Below are 21,353 nucleotides of genomic sequence, written 5' to 3' on the forward strand. Positions count from 1 at the left end.
TACTCAATGCTCTTTCCAAGCCTTTAATGCTTGGAATTTACAACGATAACTTCCTAGTGCAAAGCTATGAAAGTGAGGAAAAAGCGAGTGAGTATATCCCAAAAATCTTGCAAATCTTATTATGCAAATACCAACTCGATGAATTGCTTTATGCTAATGGTCCGGGGTCATATATGGGGATTAAAATCTCTTATGTAAGTCTTAGTACCCTAAGTATAGTAAAAAAAATCCCTTTATTTGCAATTAGTGCTTTTGACTTAAATAATAATAGCCCAATTTGCGCAAATAAAAACTTCTGTTTTGTACAAAAAAACGACACAATCATCATCGAAAAAAATATACCCGGAAAGTTCTTTTTACCTACAAATTTAAGCAAAATTAATAAAAAAAATGATAACCTGCCTTTTTATTTTTTACCCTCCGTTTAAAGCTTATTTTAGGAAAAATTTTGAAGATTGCAGTGCCAGCTACTAGTGCAAATTTGGGACCGGGTTTTGATTGTTTAGGGCTTAGTTTAAAACTTTTTAATTATACCTCCATAGAAAAATCAAAACTCTTTAGCATTAAAATCAGTGGCGAGGGAAGTGATAATATCTACCTTAAAAAAAACAATATTTTTATCAATATATTTAACCAAATGTATCAAAGACTTAGTGGAAAGAAAGACGATTTTCGTTTTGTTTTTGAAAATAACATTCCCCTATCTCGCGGACTTGGAAGTTCTTCTGCTGTAGTTGTAGGTGCAATAGCTAGTGCATATCAAATGAGTGGTTTTCAAGTAAAAAAAGAGCAAATTCTTAATGAAGCCTTGAATTATGAATCCCATCCTGATAATATAGCTCCTGCTATACTCGGTGGTTTCGTTTGTTCTGTTGTAGAAACAAACAAAGTATATAGCATTAAAAAATCTTTAGCGCAGAATTTATGTGCTGTAATAGTCATCCCAAATACAACAATAAGCACAGAACAAAGTCGTGCTGCTTTAAAAGCAAATTTCACTCTTAAAGAATGTGTTTTTAGTTTGGCTCATAGCTCCTTTCTTACAGCGTGTCTCTTAGAACAAAAATATGAATTTTTACATATAGCAAGTAAAGATATTTTACACCAAATGCAAAGAATGAAAAATCTTCCAGAACTCTTTGAAGTACAAAAATGTGCTCTTAAAAACAAAGCTTTAATGAGTACACTTTCAGGCTCAGGTTCTAGTTTTTTTAATCTTGTTTTTAGAGATGATGCACAATTTCTAGCTAATTCCTTAATTCAAAGATTTCAAAACTTTAAAGTATTATGTTTAGAGCTTGATGATGGAGGCTTTAAAATTTGCTAGAAAATACAAAAAAGAGTATAATTGTACAAAAGCATATACCTATTAGAAAATGCATTCTATGTAAAAATCATTTTCCTCAAAAAATTTTGCACAGATTTCAAATTCACAATGACAAACTTTGCCATAATTTAGGCTTTGGTCGCAGTATTTACCTGTGTGAGTTATGTATAAAAAGCGAGGAAAAAATTTTACAAAAAGCATTTTTAAAAGTGAGCAAAAAGAAACATTTTCAAATCACACAACAGGAACTAAAGGAGATATTTTTCAATGGCAAAGATTAGGATTCACGAAATTGCAAAAGAATTGGGTTATGATAGTAAAGAAATTATAGAAAAAGCAAATGAACTAGGGCTTACCACAATAAAGACAGCTTCCAATGCCGTAGAACCCGAAATTGCAGCAGGAATTTATGAATATGTCCAAACAAAAATTATTCCAGAAGCCTTTAAAAAAAATATCAAGCAAACCCAAAGTAAAAAGCCAAAAAAAGAAATTACAAAGAGTAAAGAAGAAAAAAATAAAACAAAAAAAGAACAACAAACTGATGAACAAGTCTCTACAACTAAAACGCGAGAACAAAATCTCGAGAATTTGGAAATCCAAAGCCTTGCAAGTGCAACCTTAGCAAAAAGACGCGGTTTAGTTATAGTAAAAAAGAAAAAGGATGAAGAAGCACAGAAGCAACAAACAAAACAAAATATTCAAAATGAAGAGAAAATAAGCTTGTCTATGATTTTCTCAAATACCGATGAAAATTTCAAAAAAAAGAAAAAAGAGAAAAAAAATCCCACACCAAGCAAAAAAGAAAATGTACAAAAAATGGATTTCTTAAGTCACGATTTTGGAGACATTTCTTTAGATAACGAAGATGAAGTTGTCTTGCCTGACTTTAGTGTAAAAGAACGTGAAATTTCAACACAAACAACTAAGAAGCCTCCAAATTTTCTCCGCCAAGCAGTGGGAAATTCTGTTAATTTTGCTGAAGTCGGTATACAAAGAAGAAATCGTAAAAAACCTGCAAAAAAAATTGAAAAAAGAGAGAATGAAACTATTACAAGTATAGAAATTCCGAAAGAAATTCGTGTGTATGAATTTGCAGATAAAATCGGTAAAAACACAAGCGAAATCATTTCAAAACTTTTTATGCTTGGAGTTATGGTAACAAAAAATGATTTTTTAGATACTGATGCTATTGAAATTTTAGCAGCCGAGTTTGATATAGAAATTAAACTCATCGATGAAGATGATGAATTTAATTATGTAAAAGATTATGAAAGCATTGAAGATGAAAAAGATTTACAAACAAGAGCACCTATCATTACAATAATGGGACATGTTGATCACGGAAAAACTTCTTTGCTTGATTTTATAAGAAAAAGTCGTATAGCAAGTGGTGAGGCTGGGGGTATTACCCAACATGTTGGTGCTTATATGATTGAAAAAAATGGACGTAAGATTACTTTTATCGATACTCCCGGACACGAAGCTTTTACAGCAATGCGTGCGCGAGGGGCAAGTATTACAGACATTGTTATCATTGTTGTGGCTGCAGATGATGGAGTGAAACCTCAAACTAAAGAAGCGATTAATCACGCTAAAGCAGCTGGTGTGCCTCTTATTATTGCCATTAACAAAATGGACAAAGAAGGTGCAAATCCCGATATGGTTAAAACACAACTTTCTGAGCTTGACATTATACCAGCTGATTGGGGTGGTTCATATGAATTTGTCGGAGTTTCTGCAAAAACAGGAACGGGCATTGAAGATTTACTTGAAATTGTACTCTTGCAGGCTGATATTTTAGAACTTAAAGCTAACCCTAAAAATTATGCTAAAGCAAATATTATAGAAAGCTCTGTACAAAAAGGGCGTGGAGCAGTTGCAACTGTTATAGTACAAAATGGAACCTTAAAAATTGGGAATACTGTTGTTGCCGGAGTTGCTTATGGAAAAATTCGTGCAATATGTGATGATACAGGAAAAACTCTGAAAGAAATTAAGCCCGGAGAATGTGGTGTTATTGTTGGGCTTAGCGAAGTTGCTGAAGCCGGAGAAATTTTAATCGCTGTAAAAACAGACAAAGAAGCAAGAGAGTATGCTGCTAAAAGATATGAGTACAACCGCCAAAAAGAATTAAGCAAATCTACAAAAGTAAGTCTTGATGAACTTGGTGAGAAAATTAAAGAAGGCAATCTTAAATCCTTAAGTGTTATTTTAAAAGCCGATGTACAAGGCTCACTTGAAGCTATAAAAACAAGTTTAGAAAAGTTACGAAATGACGAAATAAAAGTTAATATAATACACAGCGGTGTTGGAGGTATCACACAAAGTGATATAGAACTTGCAAGTGCAAGCGAAAATTCTCTAGTTTTAGGTTTTAATATTCGTCCTACAGGAGAAATCAAAGAAAGAGCAAAAAATAATGGTGTAGAAATTAAAACTTACAATGTAATCTACAACCTCTTAGATGATGTAAAATCCTTGCTTAGTGGTATGATGAGTCCTATTATTAGTGAAGAACAACTAGGACAAGCTGAAATTCGTCAAGTGATTTCTGTACCAAAAATAGGTCAAATTGCAGGTTGTATAGTAACAGAAGGACTGATTAACCGAGGGGCTAAAATCAGACTTATCAGAGAGGGTGTGGTCATCTTTGAAGGAAATGTAAGCTCCTTGAAAAGATTTAAAGATGATGTAAAAGAAGTGGCAAAAGGTTTTGAATGTGGTGTTGGCATTGAGGGGTGTAATGATATGCGAACAGGTGATTACATAGAAAGCTATAAGGAAACGAAACAGCAAATAAGCTTGTGATCAAACATTTAATTTTCAGAGATCGTCAAATGGATATAATTGACCTATTTGCTGGTGTAGGTGGATTTCATTTAGCTTTAGGGGGGGGGGCGAAATGTCTCTTTTCTAGCGAAATAGATTCTAATGCCAAAAAACTTATCATTTTAACTTTCCTAAAACTCCTCTTTTTGGCGATATTACTTTAAGTTCTACCCAAAATCAAATCCCACAAAATTTTGATATTTTATGCGCTGGGTTTCCTTGCCAAGCTTTTTCTATTGCAGGTTTGCAAAAAGGATTTGATAACACAAGAGGCACACTCTTTTTTGAAATTGCAAAAATTACACAAAAACACAAACCAAAAGTGCTATTTTTAGAAAATGTAAAAAATCTCAAAAACCACGATAAAGGAAAAACTTTGAGTGTTATTCAATCAACTTTAGAAAAATTAGGCTATTGTGTCTATGATGAGGTTTTAAACTCTGCTACTCACGCAAACATTCCTCAAAATAGGAGAGGATTTTTATCGTAGCTTTTGATAGAAAACAAGTGAAAAATCACAATCAATTTGCTTTTCCAAACCCATTAAACTTACAAAAACAATTCATTCCTGCCTAGATTCTCAAAAACAAGAGGATTTATTTTACTATACGCCTAAAAGCCAATATTACGAATGGCTAGAAAAAGAAGTAATTAAAAAAGATACGATTTATCAACTTCGCAGAATCTATGTGCGAGAAAATAAATCAAACCTTTGCCCCACATTAACTGCAAATATGGGAACAGGTGGGCATAATGTGCCAATTATTAAAGATGATTTTGGTATTCGTAAATTAACGCCTAGAGAATGCTTCAATTTTCAAGGCTATCCTAAAAGTTTTAAGCTACCAAACTTGCCTAATTCTAAGCTTTATATCCAAGCTGGAAACTCTATCACCCTACCTTTAGTTAAAAGAATTGCAAAGGAAATTTTAAAGGTTTTGCAATGATAAATTTTTTCACGCTTGATAAAGAGAAAAGCTCAAATTATGTGGAATCTTTGCAGATTATTTCTAGCCTATCAAAACTATTTAGCGAAAATGACACACCATTTTTACATTATCGTGTAATGGAAAATCTCTTTTGCCAATGTTTCAAAGCAGAGAATTTAAGTCGCTCTGATACCGCTTATGATACAAAAATTCGAAATTTAGGTGTTGGCTTAAAAACTTTTATTTGTAATAAAAATGCAAGTATTGAAAAAGTAGCAGAATTTAATAAAGATTCTCAAACCTTAAAAGCCAAAACAGATTCTAAGGAATTAGCCAAAACTTTAGCAACCTTACGAAACGAAAGAATCCAACTCGCAAACGATTTATATGGAATCAAAAATTCAATCTATCATATTATTGCAAGAGATACAAACAAGCTTATCTTTTTTAAACAGATTATGAAAAAATTAATATAGACAATATTAAAAATACAAAAGCAAGTCTAAGCTTTGATGATGGTATTAACGAATATTATTTCAATCATTCAAAAAGCGTTCTGCAAAGAAAATTTTATATTCCACAACAATTCTCTAGTATAGATATAAAAATTTTAGAAAATCCTTTTGATTTTTTACTTTTACTCAAAAACAATCTTTTAAAAGAAAATGCCATAAAACCAAAAATTGCAGGAGTTGATTATGTCATATTGCCCTTATATAGCACAAAAAGTAAAGAAAAGGCTGTGCCTGAAAAAAGCGGTTTAAACCAATGGAATGCAGGAGGGAGGAAAAGAAAATATGGAGAGGTTTATATTCCTGTGCCTATGGAAATTCATAAACACTACCCTGATTTTTTTCCACCTCGTAATACATCTTTTACTTTAAAAACACCTCTTAATGAAACATTGCAGGTAAAGCTTTGTCAAGACAATTCTAAAGCATTAATGAGCAATCCAAATGATGATTTAGCAAATTGGCTTTTAAAGAAAGCTTTAAGATTGCAAGAAGGAGAGATAGCAACTTATGAAAATATGCAAAATTTAGGCTTTGATTGTGTAATTATTGAAAAGCAAGAAAATGCAATATATACTATGATATTAGACCATTGCAGAGTTATGAGGGATTCATAAATAAAGTATTTATAAACATTGCTTAATTTCATATTTTAAAAGAATTTGAAAACTCAAAGAAAATGAATTGTAATATAGTATTGATTTAATGTGTTTCAATTTATTGAGAAGTGTAAAAAATTCTAAGATAAAAAGCATTCAACAAATCTAAAGTAAATATTCTTTACATATTAAATATTTTTAAAACTTTCAAAAAACTAATTTTACGTTTTGTACTTTTTGTATCTTAAAGTTTAATTGAAAATTTTTTGTTATAATCCTTTTAAAAACAAGGCTTTTATATGAATACTAGTGAGATTAAAAAGCTTCGTACTGAAAGCATTTTAAAAGAACTCATTCCTGAAGCTTTAGGGAATTTAGATGATAAAAATTTACAAAATCTTTGTGTTGTAGATGTGGAATGCAAAAAAGGTAAATACGATGCTTTTGTGTATCTAGACAAAATGTTTTTCAATGACTATGAACAAAAGCAAATTCTTAATCATCTAAAAAAAGCCACCAAAGCTTTACAAAACTATTGTATGAGTGAGCAAGGCTGGTATCGGTGCCCAAATCTGCATTTTAAATTTGATGACAGACTAGAATACCAAAATCATATTGATGCGCTTTTTGAAAAAATAAAAAGGAGATAAATGAATTTACAAGCCCTTTGTAAAGAAGCAGAAGTTGAATTTTATGATGCAGAACTTATACACGAAAATGGAAAACAAATTTACCGCGTAAGCATAGTAAAAAAAAATGGGGTCAATTTAGATGATTGTGTGAGAGTCAGTGAAATTCTTTCCCCTCTTTTTGATGTAGAAGCTCCTGTACAAGGGGAATACTTTTTAGAAGTAAGCAGTCCCGGTCTTGAAAGAAAACTGACAAAACTCCAACATTTTGTTTTAAGCGTTGGTGAAAAGGTACAGATTACAACTTGTGAAAAAGAAAAATTCGTTGCTGAAATTGTAAGTGTTTCAAACACAGATTCAAACAAAGTGCAAATTTTGCTTAAAAATGATGAAAAAGGCGAGTTTTCTTTAGATTTTAATGATATAAAAAAAGCAAAGACTTTTGTACAATGGTAACAAAAAAACTGACTTTATTCAATTTCATTAAAAAAGCTCTTTGAAATAATTTTAAGTTATGTACATTTTTTATTCATACTAAGAGATCAAATAAAATATACAATGTGTCTATAAAACAAATCAATCGTAAATAAATACAATCTTCAAAAAACACAATGTGCTAGAATTTCCAAGTTCTAAAGACTTGAAAATTCCTACTAATGCAAACTTTCAATATAAGCCAAAGCACTTAATGCAGCTACGGCTCCGTCTCCTGCGGCACATACAACTTGCTTTGGTGCATCTTGTCTCAAATCTCCTGCGGCAAAGAGACCAGAAATACTAGTTTGCATTTTAAGATTTACTTTTACTTGACCACCTTCTTCCATATCACACAAGAATTCTCCATTATCTTGTTTTAAAATTTCATTACGGACATTCAATCCCACAAAGGTAAAAATTCCGGGTACTTCTAAAGTTCTTATAGTGCTATCTTTAAGTCTAATTTTTACCCCATTGACTCCGCTTGAATCTCCATAAACCTCATCAACACTTGCACTTGTTATACATTCAATTTTTTCGCTTGCTTTAACTTTTTCTACGGTAGAAGGAGCAGCTCTAAATTCATCTCTTCTATGAATAAGATAAATTTTTGAACAAATATGTGAAAGATATAAAGCTTCTTCTAAGGCTGTGTCTCCACCACCTAAAACCGCTACTTCTTTATTTTTATAAAAAAAACCATCACAAGTTGCGCAAGTACTGACACCTTTTCCAAAAAATTCATCTTCACCTTTAAAACCAGCTCTTTTTGGAGCAGAACCGGTACAGACAATAACAGCTTTAGCAAGTTCAGTTTTTCCACCTTCAATTTTAATAGTGAAACTGTTGTCTGTATTTTTAACAATCTGTTGAACACCTACCATTTCGTGTCTTAAACCAAAACGCATACACTGCTCACTCCAAGGCGCCATAAAAGAGATACCATCTGTAATTTGGGCTACACCTGGATAATTTTCAATTTCAGAGCTTGAAGTAATTTGTCCCCCGGGCATACCTTTTTCAAACATTACTACATTTTTAAGCCCACCTCTTGTGGCATATAAACCTGCGCTAAGTCCAGCAGGACCTCCGCCTATAATCGCTAAATCTAACATAAAATTCCTTTAATAAAAATTCTTTTAAATAAAAGTATAATTATTTTTCTTAATGCGCAGTTAATAAAAATTATTATTTAAATAGTAGTTTTGCTGAAGAATATAAAGGCTTTATTTACAAGCCTTTATAATTAAAGTAAAGAGTTAAGTTTATCTGTGATAGCCTGTTTTGACTGCGCTCCTACAAGTTGATCAACCACAGCACCATTTTTTAAAAATACTAAAGTCGGTATAGAACGTACTCCATACTCAGCAGCTAAATCACCTTGTTCATCAGTATTTACCTTACAAATTTTTGCTTTTCCATCAAAATCATTTGCAAGCTCATCTATCACAGGAGCAAGCATCCTACAAGGTCCGCACCACGGAGCCCAAAAATCTACTAAAGCCACGCCTTCTTTTGCTTGGGCAAAATTATCAGCAGTAAGTTCAAGATATTTTCCCATAATTCCTCCTTATTTTTATTTTGCAATTGTAATCAAAAAAATAAAATATCAGCTTAAAAACTTATATTTTCACGAAATTCTACCGCACCATTTTTAATGCAAATGAGATCAAGTTGAAAATCACACGAAATACCATATCTTGCTTGATAAATCTCTATTGTTTTGATAAGTTTCTTGTATTTTCTTGTATCAAGCCTCTCTGCTGGTTCGTAATCATTGTGAGTCAATTTCACTTCGATAAAATGCAAAACACCTTCTTTTTTGGCAATAATATCAATTTCTCCGAATTTGGAATGAAAATTTCTCATTACAATTTCAAATTTATTTCTTTTAAGAAAAGCGCAAGCTTTGTATTCACCAACAATTCCGCTTATATATGACTCTAAACCCATCATTCCTCGATACGAATCATAAAAGGTTCATCTTTTATAAAATCCTGTTTTTTAAGTATTTTAAGAAAATTGATAATACTCTTTTCACAAGTATGATGAGTTGTAAAAAAAAGCATAGAATAACTTTGATTGTGTTTTGGATTTTGCAAGAAGCTTTCTATTGAAATGGCATTTTCACTCATTAAATTGGTAATTTTTGATAGTACGCCAATCTTATCTTCTGCCTGAAGTCTTAAATAGTATTTTGTATAAATTTTTTCTTTCTCAAGCAAGGCATAACCTAAATCTCTTTTAAATCCGAATAATGGAGCTTTAGTTTGGTTTTTAGCTATATCCATAAGATCGCAAATTACTGCACTTGCAGTTGCTACTCCCCCTGCTCCTGCTCCATAGTACAAACTCTCTCCAAGCATATCTCCAACAATACTTACAGCATTCATAACTCCATCAACCTTCGCTATCATTGCTTCTTGAGGAATTAAAGCAGGATGGACTCTAAGTTCAACTTTTTGATTCTTTGCCTTTGCTATACCTAAAAGCTTAATAGTATAACCAAATTCATTTGCAAAATACATATCTTCTGTACAAATTCTAGCAATACCTTCACACAAAATATCTTCAGGTTTTGCATTAAGTCCAAAAGCTATATTTGCAAGTATTAAAAGCTTGTGAGCAGCGTCATTTCCTTGTATATCAAAACTTGGATCAGCTTCTGCATAACCTAATTTTTGTGCTTGTTTTAAAACAGAATCAAAATCCATTCCTTTCTTGCTCATATTTGTCAATATATAATTACTTGTACCATTGAGTATTCCTTTTATGCTAAGGATATTATTTGCACTTAAGCCCTCTTTGAGTACTTTAATAATAGGAATTCCACCAGCAACACTCGCCTCATATCCAAAAGCTACATTTTTTGCCAAATTTTCAAGTTCATAACGATGGTAAGCAAGCATTGCTTTATTAGCTGTAACTACAGGCTTTTGTTGCTCTAAGATTGCACTAACCATTGAAAAAGGTTCATCAATCCCGCCCATAAGCTCAACAAAAACATCAATATCTTTGCGGTACAAAAGCTCCTCAAAATTCGTTGTCATAGGAATGAGAGCATCTTGTTTAATACTCCTAGAAAAAGCGATAACAGGTTCTATACTCTGTCCGCAACGTGCTTGTATATTTCTTTGATTCTCAATCAAAAACTTGACAACAGCGCTTCCTACAACACCATAACCTAAGACAGCAACTTTCATTCACCCTCTTTAAGATATTTTTTAATATTTCGTGCAGCCTGACGAATGCGATTTTCATTTTCTATCAAAGCAATCCTTATATATTCATCTCCAGCCTCACCAAAACCAATACCCGGACTCACTGCCACATTAGCCTTTTGTAAAAGCTGTTTAGAAAATTCTAGACTCTTAAGATGCCTTTTACCTTCAGGCAATTTCGCCCAAACAAACATACTTGCACGTGGTTTTAGCAATTTCCAGCCAGCATTTTCAAAAACATCAAGCAAGGTATGCATTCTTTTATCATATACAGCTCGAATTTCATCAACACAACTCTGATCTCCATCAAGAGCTATAGTCGCTGCTACTTGTATTGGAGTGTACATACCATAATCAAACCAAGATTTTATCTTTTTCAATGCGGCTATAAGCTTCTTATTTCCCACCATAAAACCAACTCTCCAACCAGCCATATTATAAGATTTTGAAAGAGTATAGGTTTCAACAGCAACTTCTTTGGCGTCTTCTATTTGAAATATTGATGGAGTTTTATACCCATCAAAAGTAAGTTCCGCATAGGCTATATCAGAAATTATATAAAATCTTTCTTTTTTTGCCATAGCCACCAATCTTTCATAGAAACTTTTATTAGCAGTAACTGTGGTAGGATTATGCGGAAAATTGACAACAACAAATTTCGGACGCGGGATACTTTCATTAAATGTTTTTTGCAAATTTTCAAAAAAAATATTTTCATCTAGTTCGAATGCATCATTGTATAATAGAGGCATTTTAGCCACATTTCCTCCAGCAATAATAAAGGCTTGAGTATGAATAGGATATGATGGAGTTGGTACTACAACAACATCACCCGGATTAATTACAGCACGTGCTAAATTTACAAAAGCTTCTTTTGAGCCCATAGTAGCAACAACTTCATTTTCAGGATCCAGATAAATACCATACTTGCGTTTATACCAAGTGCAAATTGCCAAACGAAGCTTATAAATTCCCATAGAAGTGGAATATCCTGAAGTTTTTTCTTTATTAGCACTTTCACAAAGTTTATTAATAATGTGTTGGGGAGTTTTTCCATCGGGATTTCCCATTGAAAAATCTATAATATCTTCACCAGCTCTTCGTGCAGCCATTTTTATCGCATTGACTTCTGCAAAAATATAATTTGGGAGTCTTTCTATTGTATTGAAACGAAACTCATCAAACATTCTTTTTCCTTATTTCTTTAAAGTGATGCTTAAACCTCTTCTGATATTATCTAAACTATACATATCACTAACAATCACATAAATAGCTGCATTTGGAATGCTTTGAGAAAATTGAGTGGTTTTTACTTTATTTTCGACAGCTTGTATCAAATTTAAATTTTTATCCAAAAAAAGAAGTTTAGGAAACCAATTATCTGCTGCGTTACTTTGTATAAAAATACTTTTTGCTCCTTGAAGAGAAAAGACATAGTCTTTTAATGGTTTTTCAAGAGACTTTGGAGTATTTAAAGCTAGGTTAATATTACTTGAAAGTTTTACATTATCAAAATTCAAATCATATTCATAGGTATAAGCATCTGTATGTTTCACATTTTCTATATACACAGAATTTGCTTTTAAAAGCATATAGAAAGTACCCGGGTCTAAAATATATTGAGACTGTACCTGTATGGTATAATCGATACGTCCATCACGCAAAATTAAATCCGTAGGGATAAAATATACATAACCGGCATCATTAAGTACATCATTTAAAATCTTAAAAAACAAAACAGCATCCGCTTTTGCTTTGAAATTAAGCTTAAAACTTTGGGGACTTGGAAGAGTTAAATTGAGTAAAGAATTGGTCTTTAAGAGTCTAGAAATTTGATTAAGATCTAAATTTCCATTCTCGTCTTCATAAGAAGAATCCGAAAATAAAAGTTGCAGTTTGGAATTTTTACTCGGATCGTTGAGTAAATTTTTTGCAAGCTCTAAGCTTGAAATGGCAAGCATTTCACTCGCAAAAAAAAGAAAAAAGCAAATTTTTTTTACCATTCTCTGCCTTTATTAAGCTTCATAAATTCAGACAAAGAAATGCTTATGATTGTACCATCTTTGATTAAGAAACGTTTTGAGTTGCCAGCAGCAAATTGCTGTTCTTGCCCTCTCTCATTTAAAACATTTAAAGCAGCTGCACCTGTTAAAACAAGCTGATCTTTTTCTAAGCTAAGGTTAAAATCATCTTTTTTAACAAGACTCGTTTTTCTGTATGATTTCAAATCAATAAGTCCGATCCAAACAGGAGTATTTGTTTTAAACTGTGCTATTTTAGAATTAGTATTTATAGAATCTTGCAAACTTTCAGAAAGTATTTCATCTGTTGGCTCATTTGTGGTGTTTTGATCTTGAAAACTAGAACTTGCTTGTTGTGATGTTTGAACCTCTTGATCTTGTTTGTATGTAAGATTTGTATCATTAAAAATACTCTCATTTGTCTTGTTTTGATTGTTATCCACAATGACAACAGAACTACTTAAATTTTGTAAATTCAATTGGGCTTGTCCTAAAATTTCAGTTACACTAGGACTTGAAATATTTTGTTCGTGTTTAAAGAAAGTTTTAATGGTATCAAAATAATACAACACCACTACAAAAATCCCAAGTATAACAATAAACAAAAGAAAAAAACTAAAAGATTTTTTAGTAGAATAATCAACTTGAGAAATTGGCATATTTGTTTTTTTTTGGATATTGAGATTGTTTTCATTGAGATAATTTTCAAACTCTTCGTAAAAATCACTAAAATCGAGCTCATATTCGCGACTTAAAATTTTGATAAAACCACGAACATTAAAACGATTTAAACTTGCAAAATCTTTCTCTACCAAAGCCTCTAGAAATTGAAGTTCTATCTGTGTTTTTGCTGCAACTTCTTTTAAATTAAACTCTTGTAATTTTTTATAATTTTGCATTTATCATCCTATCACAAAGTATTGCAAAAGCTACGCTGACATTGAGACTATCAAAATTATTTTTCATTTTTATGCCTATACATTCATCGCACTTTCTAACTATTTTCTTTGGCAAACCAAAGCCCTCACTTCCCAAAACCAACACTTTTTTACCTTTCACAAAATTAAGATTATGAATGTCATTTCCACTACTATCAGTAGCAAAAAGCTTAAAACCTGCTTGTTTTAATTCATTGAATACATCAAAAACATTAGGGCTTAAAACTATACTAAGTCCTAAAGCTCCACCACTACTTGCACGAATCACTCCTTCCATAGCGAGTCTTTGACCTATAAAAACAAGTCCATCAACCCCTAAACTATAAGCTGTCCTTGCGATAGAACCTATATTACCAACATCGCTAATCCCACAAAGCAAAACTAAAAATTCTTTTTTCTTTAACTCATCTAAAGAAGAAAATTCAAATTCTTTAATCTTTAGTAAAAAACCTTGATGGTTTTTGCCTTTTGAAAGTGCCTGAGCTGTCTTAGAATCAAGTTTTTGCACTTTAAAACCAGAATTTGCGATTTTTTTAAAGCTTTCTTTATCGCACTCTTTTGCCAAATACAATTCATCAATTAAATCTTTATGGTATTCTAAAATAGAAAAAAATACTTGTTTTCCATAAACTATCATTTTTCATTGTACCTTATTTTGACTTAAAAGCAGTTTTGCATAAAGTTCTTTTGGATTTTTTCCATTCATTTTTGCTAAAAGCTTACTCTTTATTTTTAAAGGAAGTTCAAGTTCTAAAATATCAGCCTCGCATAACATATTATGCTTTTGCTGCATTGTGGCTGCTTGTACTACTAAGACCCATTCGCCATTTAAGTTTGCTTCCTGCAGTTGTATGAGTACCTCTTTACTTTTACCATAAAATTTGTTTTCAAATTTCTTAGAGATTTCTTTTATGACAAAGAGTTGGCGTTCAGGCTCTTTTTGTGCAAAGTCCTTTACAAGAGAAAGTATACGTTTTGGAGATTCATAAAGTATGCTAGGATAAATATTTGAAAGCACCTTTTCTATATCTTTTTGCCTCTGCTTTCCTTTATTTGCCAAAAACCCCATAAAAATAAATTCTTTTTCACAAAACCCAGAACTTACAAGTGCTACAAGCGCGGCATTCGCGCCAGCTAAAACCTCAAATTCAAGAGCATTTTGTAAAGCAAATTCTACTAAAGCTTTACCCGGATCACTTATGCCGGGCATTCCTGCATCGCTTATAAAAGCTATATTTTTTTCAAAAATTTTTAAATCCAAATTTTGCAAAACCTGTTTTTCGTTATGAGAATGAAAGGAAATGAAGGTTTTAGAATCAAAACAAATGTTGAATTTTTTGCAGAGTTTAGCAAACAATGCTTTACTTACTCTCGTATCCTCGCAAAAAAAAATTTCGCAAGTTTCAAAGAGTTCTAAAGCGCGTATGCTTATATCTTTTAAATTTCCTATGGGAGTAGGAATAAAGTAGAGCATTTTATTGCATTGCGTATTTTTTCTTGAATTTTTCTACCCGTCCAGCAGCATCGACTATTTTTTCACTTCCTGTAAAAAAAGGATGGCAATTTGAACAAATATCAACTCTTAACTCACTTTTATTTGATCTAGTAACAAAACTATTTCCGCAAGCACAACTAACCTTGCATTCTAGGTATTGTGGATGAATATCTTTTTTCATAATTTTTCCTTATACAAAACAATAAAAGCCATTATTGTAATGAGTTTATAATAAAACAAATATTAATTTAAGTACAATTTAAAGCAAAATTTTTGCAGCTACGGCTAAAGCTGCACTGTGACTTTTAAGAATATTTGATGTTTTAAGGGCAAATTTTTTATGAAACATTTGTCTTTCTTTTTCGCTGAATCCACCTTCAGGTCCTATAAAATAAAGCGCATCTTTATCAAATTGACCAGAATCTGCTTTAAAATCCACAAGTATCGCTTTTGGGTATCTTTCAAGGAAATCTTTCACGTTAAAAAAACTTTCAAGCTCCATTTTTTTAGCTCTACCGCATTGTTGGCACGAACAAATAAGAATTTTATTCAAACGTGAGAAGTCGGGTTGAAAATTTCGTTGAGAATATTCGCTCCAAACCAAAATAAGCTTCAAAAGCCCTAATTCATTTAAAAAAGGTACAATTTTTTCCAAAATTTTTACATCAATAACGGCTAAGGCTAAATTAACAGAACTTTGAGGAGTTGGACAAAAACTTTGAGATAGTAAAATAAGCTTGCAAGATTTTTTATCCTTTTTTATAAGCTCATACTCATATAAAAAGTCGTCTTCTAAATTTCGTAATTTTAAACAATCATTTTGTCGAATCCTTCTTGCTTTCAAATGCAAGATTTCTTCATTTTCAAGATTTAAGTGAGGTTTTCCTGCGTTTTTATTATAGAGAAACTGCATTTAAAAAAAATATTTTGTGCAAAGAAAAGGAAAAAAAAGCAAAGCGATTTCACAAAATAAAATGACAAAAGAGAGCCATCTAAAAGTCGTATATGTCCTTAATCGTCTTGCTTTTTTAAACTGAATAAAATGAAAAATTGCTAAAGCAAAAATAAGAATCCACGTAAAAATCATTACAACAAAATGTATATTGAGAATAAAATGATTTAAAGATAAAAGCAAAATACCAGTAAAAAGTATAAAAGCAAGAAAGAGATAATATACAGGAAGAAAAAGTCTTATACGTCGTATAAAAAGAAATTCTGTTGTAAAACTGCCTTGTGTTATAAGCAGATAGAAAAGCATTAAAAAGCCACTAGCATAGAGGCTATAAAGGTGTAAAAGTAAAAAAAAATCGTATGAGTGATCCATTTTAATCCTACTTTGTTGTATTTATTTCTTCACTTTTGGCTTCATCATCTACTGGTAAAGGTAAATTTGAATCACTAAGTTCAGTTTTTTCATCATTTTGTTCAATTTGTACAGGCTCTTCTTTATTATTTTCGTCTATATTTGATTTTTTTTCATTACTACAGGCTACAAAAAAAAGAGTTAAGAGAGCTATAATCAACGGCGCAATTTTCATCAAACCTCCTTAGGATTTACAAAAATATGTGCATTTCGCAATTTTTCAAAAAATGTCTCATCATTCCATTCAGTCTTAATGGCTGGAGAAAATTCTATAGTATCAAGTGAGATTTGTGGTAGAATTTCGCTATAAGCGTCGTCTCTAAAACCTTGTGCATAGCCTGTCCTTGTTTCGTGAACTATAATGCTTTGCAAATGTACTCCAACCTCGCCATTGACCATTTTGGTTTGTTTTAATAAAGCATCAATTAGCACAAAAAAAACACGGCAAAAATTTTCAGCACTGATATTCACAGGCAAACACACCCAACGCTTTGAATACTTTTTCATCTGTGCTAAATACTGCGCGTCATCTCCGCTAAAAAGTGTAATGGAATGATCAAAACTGTCTATAATTTGTCTTAACTCTTGCTTAAAAAGTCCAAAGTCATACACCATACCTGCATTGTCCAAATATCGGCTTTCAAGCAAAACTTCAAGTTTATAGGAATGTCCGTGTATGCTGCTTTTGCATCGTTTTGAGCTACAAAATCTTACAATATGTGCATTTTCAAATTCAAACATTTTTCTAATAATCATATGCTTTCTTTTGCTCCCCAAAGCCTGATATGAATTCTATCGCTGTAATTATAACCATTTTTCACACAAAACTCGGCAATTTTTCGAGAGTTTAAAGAGAGTTTAGTTTTATTTTCGCCCATAGGCATACAAAAAACCTCATTTGGTACAGCAGCGACAATTTCTTGAATTTCTTTATGATTTTGTTCTAAATTTTCATAGTCTAATACAAATTTATAAAAGCTTACTTTAGCATATTTTTTAAAATGGGCTAAAGCTTTGAAATTAAGTCTTTTTTCTTTTGAAACACCACTATTTGCAAGTTTCACACTTAAAGCAAAAACACAATTTTTATAGACAGGATACTTTTCAAAATTTAAAGCAATGCTTCCATTGCTTTCAAAATGTACTTGTAACTTTTCCTTTTGTAAAGCTTGGATAAAAGCTATAAATTCAGGATTTTTATAGTGAATTAATGGCTCTCCTCCTGTAAGAACGATGATTGGAAAAAACTTTTGTTTCAGCTTCATTACTCTTTCAAAAAGCTCTTGAGCGTTATATTCGGAATAATTCTTTTTAAACTCTTTTGTAAAAACTGCTCTTAAAGTATCGCAACCAACTAAGTTTTTACCATTTTTTTGTGCACGCACTCCAAAACCTTTACAAACAAAATTGCATCCAGCAAAACGAACAAAAACGGCTAAATTTCCACTAAATTTTCCTTCTCCTTGCACACTTAAAAAGCTCTCTACCACTTGCAAATTCAGCCACCTGTTTTATAGAATGCTCTGCTTGAAGTTTCATTGTTCATTATTTTCCATTTATTTTTTTCAGGTTTTGTTGCAAGCACCCGTTTTAAAATTTCCACAGCAGCTTTTACATCACCCTTTGCAACAGCTTCTTTAATACTCAAGGCCTCATCAAAATACAAACAAGGGATAAGTAAACCCTCGGCACTTAAGCGAATACGATTACAAGAATTGCAAAATTCATCACTATGAGGGTCTATTATGCCAAATTCGTAATCATTTGCTTTATAGAGAGTTACGGGCGAATTTTCAACTTTATGATGAAGTTTTATTGTAAATTTCTCAGAAAGAATTGCAAGAATTTCATCTTTTCTTAAAGCTTGAAGCTTACCGTAAGCGTGGATATTTTCCATAAATTCTATGAAGCGAATTTGCACTTTTTTTTCTTTTGCAAATTCCAAAAGAGTAACCAATTCATCTGCGTTAAAATCTTTTAAAGCCACGGTATTAATCTTTACTCTCAATCCTACACTTAAAGCTTCATCAATACCACTTAAAACAGAATCAAGAACATCTTTTTGTGCTAAAGTCCTTGCTTTTTTTGCTTGTAATGTGTCAAGAGAAATATTAAGCCTTTGCAGCCCTGCATTTTTAAGTTCTTTAGCATAATCTTTTAATAAGAAACCATTTGTAGTAAGGGCTAAATCTATTTCTTTTTTATAGGAGTGGATCATCGCAATAAATTGAGGTAAATCTTTCCTTAAAAGCGGTTCGCCTCCAGTAATACGAATTTTTTCTACGCCACGGTCAATGACAACTTGTATAAATAAAAAAAGCTCTTCAAAGCTTAAAAGTTTTTCTTTAGGAATGTAATCAAAAGGAATTTTAGGCATACAATATAAACAACGAAAATTGCATTGTTGCGTAACAGAAATACGAAGATAAGTGATTTTCCTGCCGAATTGATCAAAAAGCATTTTCACTCTTACTTAAGAAGTTGTTTGAATTTTAATACAAGCTCTACTTTGCCTGTGCCTATACGTAAATCTTTTGCGATTTGCTCCACATTTTTTCCTTCTTTAAAAAGTTCAACAATTTTTTGTTCTTGATTATCATAATTTGGAGTAAGTTTTGTCATATTTTTTGTTTTTTGTTCTAAATTCAATATACGGTTTTGTTGTTCATTTTGAAATTCTTCAATGATGTGTTCCATACCTTTGAGACTTTTCAATACAGGAATAATTTTTGCACTTATTTCTTTTTCAAGCAAAATTTGCATTTGTTCTTTTAAAAGCATAAATTTATAATCTTCTTCATTATCATCTTTATTTCCAAGTTCTTTACGAAAATAATGGAGTTCTTTACTTATATCTTCGATAGCATTTTGAAGTTTAATGATTTTTACATTGTTTTCACGCTCTTTAATATTCATATAAGCAAGTATGGCAATAAACAAAATAATTACAAAAACTAAATACAAAACCTCCTCACTCATTCTTATCCTTTCTTCTCTCGTATAAAATTTCTCTGCAATTCTACTACAAAAGCATCATAAGCTATTCTATCCTCTGGTTTTATCTTAATAATCTTTGCTAAATGGACATTTTCTGCTTTAAGAAATACAGCCATTTGTTGGTTTTTAAGCTCAAACCTTAGATAATATTCCTTCTCTTCGTTTAAACAAGGTTGTAAGAAATTGATATACTCGAAATTCAGCTCATCTATTATACCTTTTTCCTCTAAAGGCAAAAGTTCATTTTGTTGCGATAAAGCGCTTTCAAGCCTTAAAACATCCTCTTTTAAACTTAAAAGTAAATCAAAAATCAGCCTTTCACTCTCTTCAAAATCTACACGAGAGCCAAGTTTTTTCCATTTATTGAGTTGTGAAATTGTTCCTAGCTTTAAATATTCATTTAAAAAATGCGTATTTTCCACTTGACACTGCGAAAATTCAGCTTGAATTCCTGCTTTAAAAAACTTCATTTCCACAACATATCAACCCAAATAAAAATAAAAAACACAACACTTAAATAAGCATTTAAAGTAAAAAATGCCTTATCAATTTTTGCAAAATTCTCCCGCACAATCTTATGCTCAAAAAACAAAATCACTGCATTTACAGCCACCCCAATGAAAGCTATACTTCCAAGAGGAGTTACCCAAACAAACAAAAACCAAAAAAGTACTGCCAAAAGATGACAAAAGGCTGAAAGAAAAAGAGTGGTTTGCAATCCAAATTTTGCAGGTATAGAATGAAGTCCAACTTTTTTATCATACTCCATATCTTGTAAAGCATAAAGCAAATCAAAACCTGCTGTCCAAAAACTTACTCCAAGACATAAGAGTACACTAAAAATGTGAATTTCTCCAAGCACAATCACACTTCCAGCAATAGGTGCAAGTCCCAAACAAAAACCCAAAACAAGATGTGCTAGAGAGCTAAAACGTTTAAAAACTGAATAAAAAGCTAAAATACCAAGCACAGGAAAAGAAAGCCAGAAAGCTAAATCATTAATATAAAAAGCACATAACAAAAAAATAAACGCGTTAAGAATGATAAACGCAATAACACTTTTACGTCCTATTTTACCACTTATATTAGGACGGTCTTGACAACGTGGATTATCCTTATCAATATCTTCATCAATTAACCTGTTATTTGCCATAGCAAAATTTCTTGCACTTATAGCACACAGTATGGCTAAAATTAAATCTTTAAAACCAAACCAAATACTTCCATTGGCAATTTTCGAGGCTACTAACAAAGAAGAAAATAAAAAAGGTAAAGCAAAAAGAGAATGTTTAAAGACAACGAGATCTAAAATATCTTTAATTTTTATCCACAATATATTCATTTTTTCACTTTAAATTTTTTTGTTATGATTTTACTAAAACTTTTATAAATTTTAGGAAAACAAAGAGAATGTTTTTTGAATTCGCGCTGATTGGTACAACAGCAAGTGGGAAAAGCGATATAGCAAATACTCTGGCAAATGAATTTGGAGCGTGTATCTTGAGTCTTGATAGTCTTTGCGTGTACAAAGAAATTAATATAGCAAGTGCAAAACCTTCAAAAACAGAGCTTGAAAAATTACAATATTTCGGAGTAAATTTATTAAGCGTAGATGAACATTTTAACGTAGCATTATTTATTGAAGAATATAAAAAAGCAAAGAATTACGCTTTAAAAGAAAAAATACCTCTTATCATAGTTGGAGGTACAAGCTTTTATCTTAAAATTTTACAAGATGGCTTAAGCCAACAAGTACCTCAAAGCAAAAAAATCCCTCCAAATGAGGTTATTTATCAACTTTTGCAAGAAAAAGATCCTACAATCAATATTAATAAAAACGATAGTTACCGCCTTCAAAAATGGTTTAGTATTTATGAATACACAAAACAAATTCCAAGTCAATTTTTAAAACAAACAAAACAAAATGGCATTATAAAAAATATCATCACTTATGAACTTGTTTTACAAAAAGACCTTTTACAAAAAAGAATCACTTCACGGACTCAATCGATG

Annotated in this window: 27 protein-coding genes and 2 pseudogenes; 10 read left to right on the forward strand and 19 right to left on the reverse strand. The window is 31.5% G+C overall.

Going from position 1 to position 21,353, the window contains the following annotated elements; translation table 11 throughout:
- The first annotated feature begins 26 nt into the window (after window positions 1-26).
- The 9 genes and pseudogenes from OQH62_RS02330 to rimP all read left to right on the forward strand — a co-directional run bounded on the left by OQH62_RS02330 (window position 27) and on the right by rimP (window position 7,284).
- A complete protein-coding gene (locus tag OQH62_RS02330; RefSeq protein ID WP_266013258.1) occupies window positions 27-428 on the forward strand; it encodes a tRNA threonylcarbamoyladenosine biosynthesis protein TsaB in 402 nt (133 codons plus the stop codon).
- Between the two features lie 20 nt (window positions 429-448).
- Window positions 449-1,327, forward strand: a complete 879-nt coding sequence (gene thrB, locus OQH62_RS02335) for a homoserine kinase (protein ID WP_266013261.1) — start codon at window positions 449-451, stop codon at window positions 1,325-1,327.
- On the forward strand, window positions 1,321-1,608 hold the full coding sequence (locus tag OQH62_RS02340; protein ID WP_266013264.1) for a hypothetical protein: 288 nt from the start codon (window positions 1,321-1,323) through the stop codon (window positions 1,606-1,608). The genes thrB and OQH62_RS02340 overlap by 7 nt, the downstream gene beginning before the upstream one ends.
- Complete coding sequence (gene infB / locus OQH62_RS02345) at window positions 1,595-4,138, forward strand: translation initiation factor IF-2 (RefSeq protein WP_266013267.1); 2,544 nt, start codon at window positions 1,595-1,597, stop codon at window positions 4,136-4,138. The genes OQH62_RS02340 and infB overlap by 14 nt, the downstream gene beginning before the upstream one ends.
- 29 nt (window positions 4,139-4,167) lie before the next feature.
- Window positions 4,168-5,106, forward strand: a pseudogene (gene dcm / locus OQH62_RS08745) (DNA (cytosine-5-)-methyltransferase).
- Window positions 5,103-5,564 (forward strand): hypothetical protein, encoded by a 462-nt coding sequence (locus OQH62_RS02355; protein WP_266013270.1) that lies wholly within the window; start codon window positions 5,103-5,105, stop codon window positions 5,562-5,564. The pseudogene dcm and the gene OQH62_RS02355 overlap by 4 nt, the downstream one beginning before the upstream one ends.
- A 230-nt stretch (window positions 5,565-5,794) precedes the next feature.
- Window positions 5,795-6,217 carry a hypothetical protein gene (locus OQH62_RS02360; protein WP_266013273.1) on the forward strand — a complete coding sequence of 141 codons (423 nt, stop codon included), beginning with the start codon at window positions 5,795-5,797 and terminating at the stop codon, window positions 6,215-6,217.
- Window positions 6,218-6,498: 281 nt separating this feature from the next.
- Window positions 6,499-6,849 carry a 30S ribosome-binding factor RbfA gene (gene rbfA / locus OQH62_RS02365; RefSeq protein ID WP_266013275.1) on the forward strand — a complete coding sequence of 117 codons (351 nt, stop codon included), beginning with the start codon at window positions 6,499-6,501 and terminating at the stop codon, window positions 6,847-6,849.
- On the forward strand, window positions 6,850-7,284 hold the full coding sequence (rimP, locus tag OQH62_RS02370; protein WP_266013277.1) for a ribosome maturation factor RimP: 435 nt from the start codon (window positions 6,850-6,852) through the stop codon (window positions 7,282-7,284).
- 197 nt (window positions 7,285-7,481) lie between these two features.
- Here rimP and OQH62_RS02375 read toward each other — a convergent pair whose 3' ends face one another.
- The 19 genes and pseudogenes from OQH62_RS02375 to mqnP all read right to left on the reverse strand — a co-directional run bounded on the left by OQH62_RS02375 (window position 7,482) and on the right by mqnP (window position 20,682).
- Window positions 7,482-8,420: an NAD(P)/FAD-dependent oxidoreductase gene (locus OQH62_RS02375; RefSeq protein WP_266013279.1), complete on the reverse strand. Its 939-nt coding sequence runs from the start codon at window positions 8,418-8,420 to the stop codon at window positions 7,482-7,484.
- Window positions 8,421-8,551: 131 nt separating this feature from the next.
- A complete protein-coding gene (gene trxA / locus OQH62_RS02380; RefSeq protein ID WP_266013281.1) occupies window positions 8,552-8,866 on the reverse strand; it encodes a thioredoxin in 315 nt (104 codons plus the stop codon).
- A gap of 53 nt (window positions 8,867-8,919) precedes the next feature.
- Window positions 8,920-9,258, reverse strand: a complete 339-nt coding sequence (locus OQH62_RS02385; protein WP_266013283.1) for a YraN family protein — start codon at window positions 9,256-9,258, stop codon at window positions 8,920-8,922.
- Window positions 9,258-10,508 (reverse strand): homoserine dehydrogenase, encoded by a 1,251-nt coding sequence (locus OQH62_RS02390; RefSeq protein ID WP_266013286.1) that lies wholly within the window; start codon window positions 10,506-10,508, stop codon window positions 9,258-9,260. The genes OQH62_RS02385 and OQH62_RS02390 overlap by 1 nt, the downstream gene beginning before the upstream one ends.
- A complete protein-coding gene (locus OQH62_RS02395) occupies window positions 10,505-11,713 on the reverse strand; it encodes an LL-diaminopimelate aminotransferase (protein WP_266013288.1) in 1,209 nt (402 codons plus the stop codon). Before OQH62_RS02395 ends, OQH62_RS02390 begins: the two co-directional genes overlap by 4 nt.
- A 9-nt stretch (window positions 11,714-11,722) precedes the next feature.
- Window positions 11,723-12,529, reverse strand: a complete 807-nt coding sequence (locus OQH62_RS02400) for a hypothetical protein (RefSeq protein WP_266013290.1) — start codon at window positions 12,527-12,529, stop codon at window positions 11,723-11,725.
- A complete protein-coding gene (locus OQH62_RS02405; RefSeq protein ID WP_266013292.1) occupies window positions 12,523-13,446 on the reverse strand; it encodes a hypothetical protein in 924 nt (307 codons plus the stop codon). The genes OQH62_RS02400 and OQH62_RS02405 overlap by 7 nt, the downstream gene beginning before the upstream one ends.
- The gene (gene rlmB / locus OQH62_RS02410) at window positions 13,433-14,122 is read right to left on the reverse strand and encodes a 23S rRNA (guanosine(2251)-2'-O)-methyltransferase RlmB (protein WP_266013294.1); all 690 of its coding nucleotides are present in this window, start codon (window positions 14,120-14,122) and stop codon (window positions 13,433-13,435) included. The genes OQH62_RS02405 and rlmB overlap by 14 nt, the downstream gene beginning before the upstream one ends.
- A 3-nt stretch (window positions 14,123-14,125) precedes the next feature.
- Window positions 14,126-14,959 carry a 16S rRNA (cytidine(1402)-2'-O)-methyltransferase gene (gene rsmI, locus OQH62_RS02415; RefSeq protein WP_266013297.1) on the reverse strand — a complete coding sequence of 278 codons (834 nt, stop codon included), beginning with the start codon at window positions 14,957-14,959 and terminating at the stop codon, window positions 14,126-14,128.
- 1 nt (window position 14,960) lies between these two features.
- Window positions 14,961-15,161: a 50S ribosomal protein L31 gene (gene rpmE, locus OQH62_RS02420; protein WP_266013300.1), complete on the reverse strand. Its 201-nt coding sequence runs from the start codon at window positions 15,159-15,161 to the stop codon at window positions 14,961-14,963.
- 78 nt (window positions 15,162-15,239) lie between these two features.
- Window positions 15,240-15,893: a 16S rRNA (uracil(1498)-N(3))-methyltransferase gene (locus tag OQH62_RS02425; protein ID WP_266013303.1), complete on the reverse strand. Its 654-nt coding sequence runs from the start codon at window positions 15,891-15,893 to the stop codon at window positions 15,240-15,242.
- Window positions 15,894-16,304 (reverse strand): hypothetical protein, encoded by a 411-nt coding sequence (locus tag OQH62_RS02430; RefSeq protein ID WP_266013306.1) that lies wholly within the window; start codon window positions 16,302-16,304, stop codon window positions 15,894-15,896.
- A gap of 31 nt (window positions 16,305-16,335) precedes the next feature.
- Window positions 16,336-16,518: pseudogene (locus OQH62_RS02435) on the reverse strand (cytochrome c); the annotation flags it as partial.
- On the reverse strand, window positions 16,518-17,099 hold the full coding sequence (locus tag OQH62_RS02440; protein WP_266013309.1) for a 6-pyruvoyl trahydropterin synthase family protein: 582 nt from the start codon (window positions 17,097-17,099) through the stop codon (window positions 16,518-16,520). The pseudogene OQH62_RS02435 and the gene OQH62_RS02440, both read right to left, overlap by 1 nt.
- Complete coding sequence (locus tag OQH62_RS02445) at window positions 17,096-17,839, reverse strand: 7-carboxy-7-deazaguanine synthase QueE (protein ID WP_266013312.1); 744 nt, start codon at window positions 17,837-17,839, stop codon at window positions 17,096-17,098. Before OQH62_RS02445 ends, OQH62_RS02440 begins: the two co-directional genes overlap by 4 nt.
- A 2-nt stretch (window positions 17,840-17,841) precedes the next feature.
- A complete protein-coding gene (moaA, locus tag OQH62_RS02450) occupies window positions 17,842-18,804 on the reverse strand; it encodes a GTP 3',8-cyclase MoaA (RefSeq protein ID WP_266013315.1) in 963 nt (320 codons plus the stop codon).
- An 8-nt stretch (window positions 18,805-18,812) separates the two neighbouring features.
- Window positions 18,813-19,322: a DUF6115 domain-containing protein gene (locus OQH62_RS02455; RefSeq protein ID WP_266013318.1), complete on the reverse strand. Its 510-nt coding sequence runs from the start codon at window positions 19,320-19,322 to the stop codon at window positions 18,813-18,815.
- A gap of 2 nt (window positions 19,323-19,324) precedes the next feature.
- Entirely contained in the window at window positions 19,325-19,816 is a 492-nt protein-coding gene (locus OQH62_RS02460) for a hypothetical protein (RefSeq protein WP_266013321.1), read from the reverse strand.
- A complete protein-coding gene (mqnP, locus tag OQH62_RS02465) occupies window positions 19,807-20,682 on the reverse strand; it encodes a menaquinone biosynthesis prenyltransferase MqnP (protein WP_266013323.1) in 876 nt (291 codons plus the stop codon). Before mqnP ends, OQH62_RS02460 begins: the two co-directional genes overlap by 10 nt.
- A gap of 68 nt (window positions 20,683-20,750) precedes the next feature.
- On the opposite strand from mqnP, the gene OQH62_RS02470 reads away from it, so the two are divergent.
- Window positions 20,751-21,353, forward strand: a 603-nt coding sequence (locus tag OQH62_RS02470) for an isopentenyl transferase family protein (RefSeq protein ID WP_266013326.1), incomplete at its 3' end; no start/stop codon positions are given.

It is taken from the genome of Campylobacter sp. MIT 21-1684, assembly GCF_026241315.1.
Lineage (GTDB): Bacteria > Campylobacterota > Campylobacteria > Campylobacterales > Campylobacteraceae > Campylobacter_D.

Excerpts from the sequence above, each read along its gene's own strand:
- rpmE (WP_266013300.1), bottom strand. The coding sequence starts at position 15,161 with ATGAAAAAAGATATTCATCCACAATACCTAGAATGCAAGGTTAGTTGT.
- OQH62_RS02405 (WP_266013292.1), bottom strand. The coding sequence starts at position 13,446 with ATGCAAAATTATAAAAAATTACAAGAGTTTAATTTAAAAGAAGTTGCA.
- OQH62_RS02355 (WP_266013270.1), top strand. The coding sequence starts at position 5,103 with ATGATAAATTTTTTCACGCTTGATAAAGAGAAAAGCTCAAATTATGTG.
- rimP (WP_266013277.1), top strand. The coding sequence starts at position 6,850 with ATGAATTTACAAGCCCTTTGTAAAGAAGCAGAAGTTGAATTTTATGAT.
- OQH62_RS02430 (WP_266013306.1), bottom strand. The coding sequence starts at position 16,304 with ATGGATCACTCATACGATTTTTTTTTACTTTTACACCTTTATAGCCTC.
- OQH62_RS02425 (WP_266013303.1), bottom strand. The coding sequence starts at position 15,893 with ATGCAGTTTCTCTATAATAAAAACGCAGGAAAACCTCACTTAAATCTT.
- mqnP (WP_266013323.1), bottom strand. The coding sequence starts at position 20,682 with ATGAATATATTGTGGATAAAAATTAAAGATATTTTAGATCTCGTTGTC.
- OQH62_RS02385 (WP_266013283.1), bottom strand. The coding sequence starts at position 9,258 with ATGGGTTTAGAGTCATATATAAGCGGAATTGTTGGTGAATACAAAGCT.
- OQH62_RS02440 (WP_266013309.1), bottom strand. The coding sequence starts at position 17,099 with ATGATTATTAGAAAAATGTTTGAATTTGAAAATGCACATATTGTAAGA.
- rbfA (WP_266013275.1), top strand. The coding sequence starts at position 6,499 with ATGAATACTAGTGAGATTAAAAAGCTTCGTACTGAAAGCATTTTAAAA.
- OQH62_RS02395 (WP_266013288.1), bottom strand. The coding sequence starts at position 11,713 with ATGTTTGATGAGTTTCGTTTCAATACAATAGAAAGACTCCCAAATTAT.
- infB (WP_266013267.1), top strand. The coding sequence starts at position 1,595 with ATGGCAAAGATTAGGATTCACGAAATTGCAAAAGAATTGGGTTATGAT.
- OQH62_RS02375 (WP_266013279.1), bottom strand. The coding sequence starts at position 8,420 with ATGTTAGATTTAGCGATTATAGGCGGAGGTCCTGCTGGACTTAGCGCA.
- OQH62_RS02390 (WP_266013286.1), bottom strand. The coding sequence starts at position 10,508 with ATGAAAGTTGCTGTCTTAGGTTATGGTGTTGTAGGAAGCGCTGTTGTC.
- trxA (WP_266013281.1), bottom strand. The coding sequence starts at position 8,866 with ATGGGAAAATATCTTGAACTTACTGCTGATAATTTTGCCCAAGCAAAA.
- rsmI (WP_266013297.1), bottom strand. The coding sequence starts at position 14,959 with ATGCTCTACTTTATTCCTACTCCCATAGGAAATTTAAAAGATATAAGC.
- rlmB (WP_266013294.1), bottom strand. The coding sequence starts at position 14,122 with ATGATAGTTTATGGAAAACAAGTATTTTTTTCTATTTTAGAATACCAT.
- OQH62_RS02330 (WP_266013258.1), top strand. The coding sequence starts at position 27 with ATGCTTGGAATTTACAACGATAACTTCCTAGTGCAAAGCTATGAAAGT.
- OQH62_RS02455 (WP_266013318.1), bottom strand. The coding sequence starts at position 19,322 with ATGAGTGAGGAGGTTTTGTATTTAGTTTTTGTAATTATTTTGTTTATT.
- OQH62_RS02400 (WP_266013290.1), bottom strand. The coding sequence starts at position 12,529 with ATGGTAAAAAAAATTTGCTTTTTTCTTTTTTTTGCGAGTGAAATGCTT.
- moaA (WP_266013315.1), bottom strand. The coding sequence starts at position 18,804 with ATGCTTTTTGATCAATTCGGCAGGAAAATCACTTATCTTCGTATTTCT.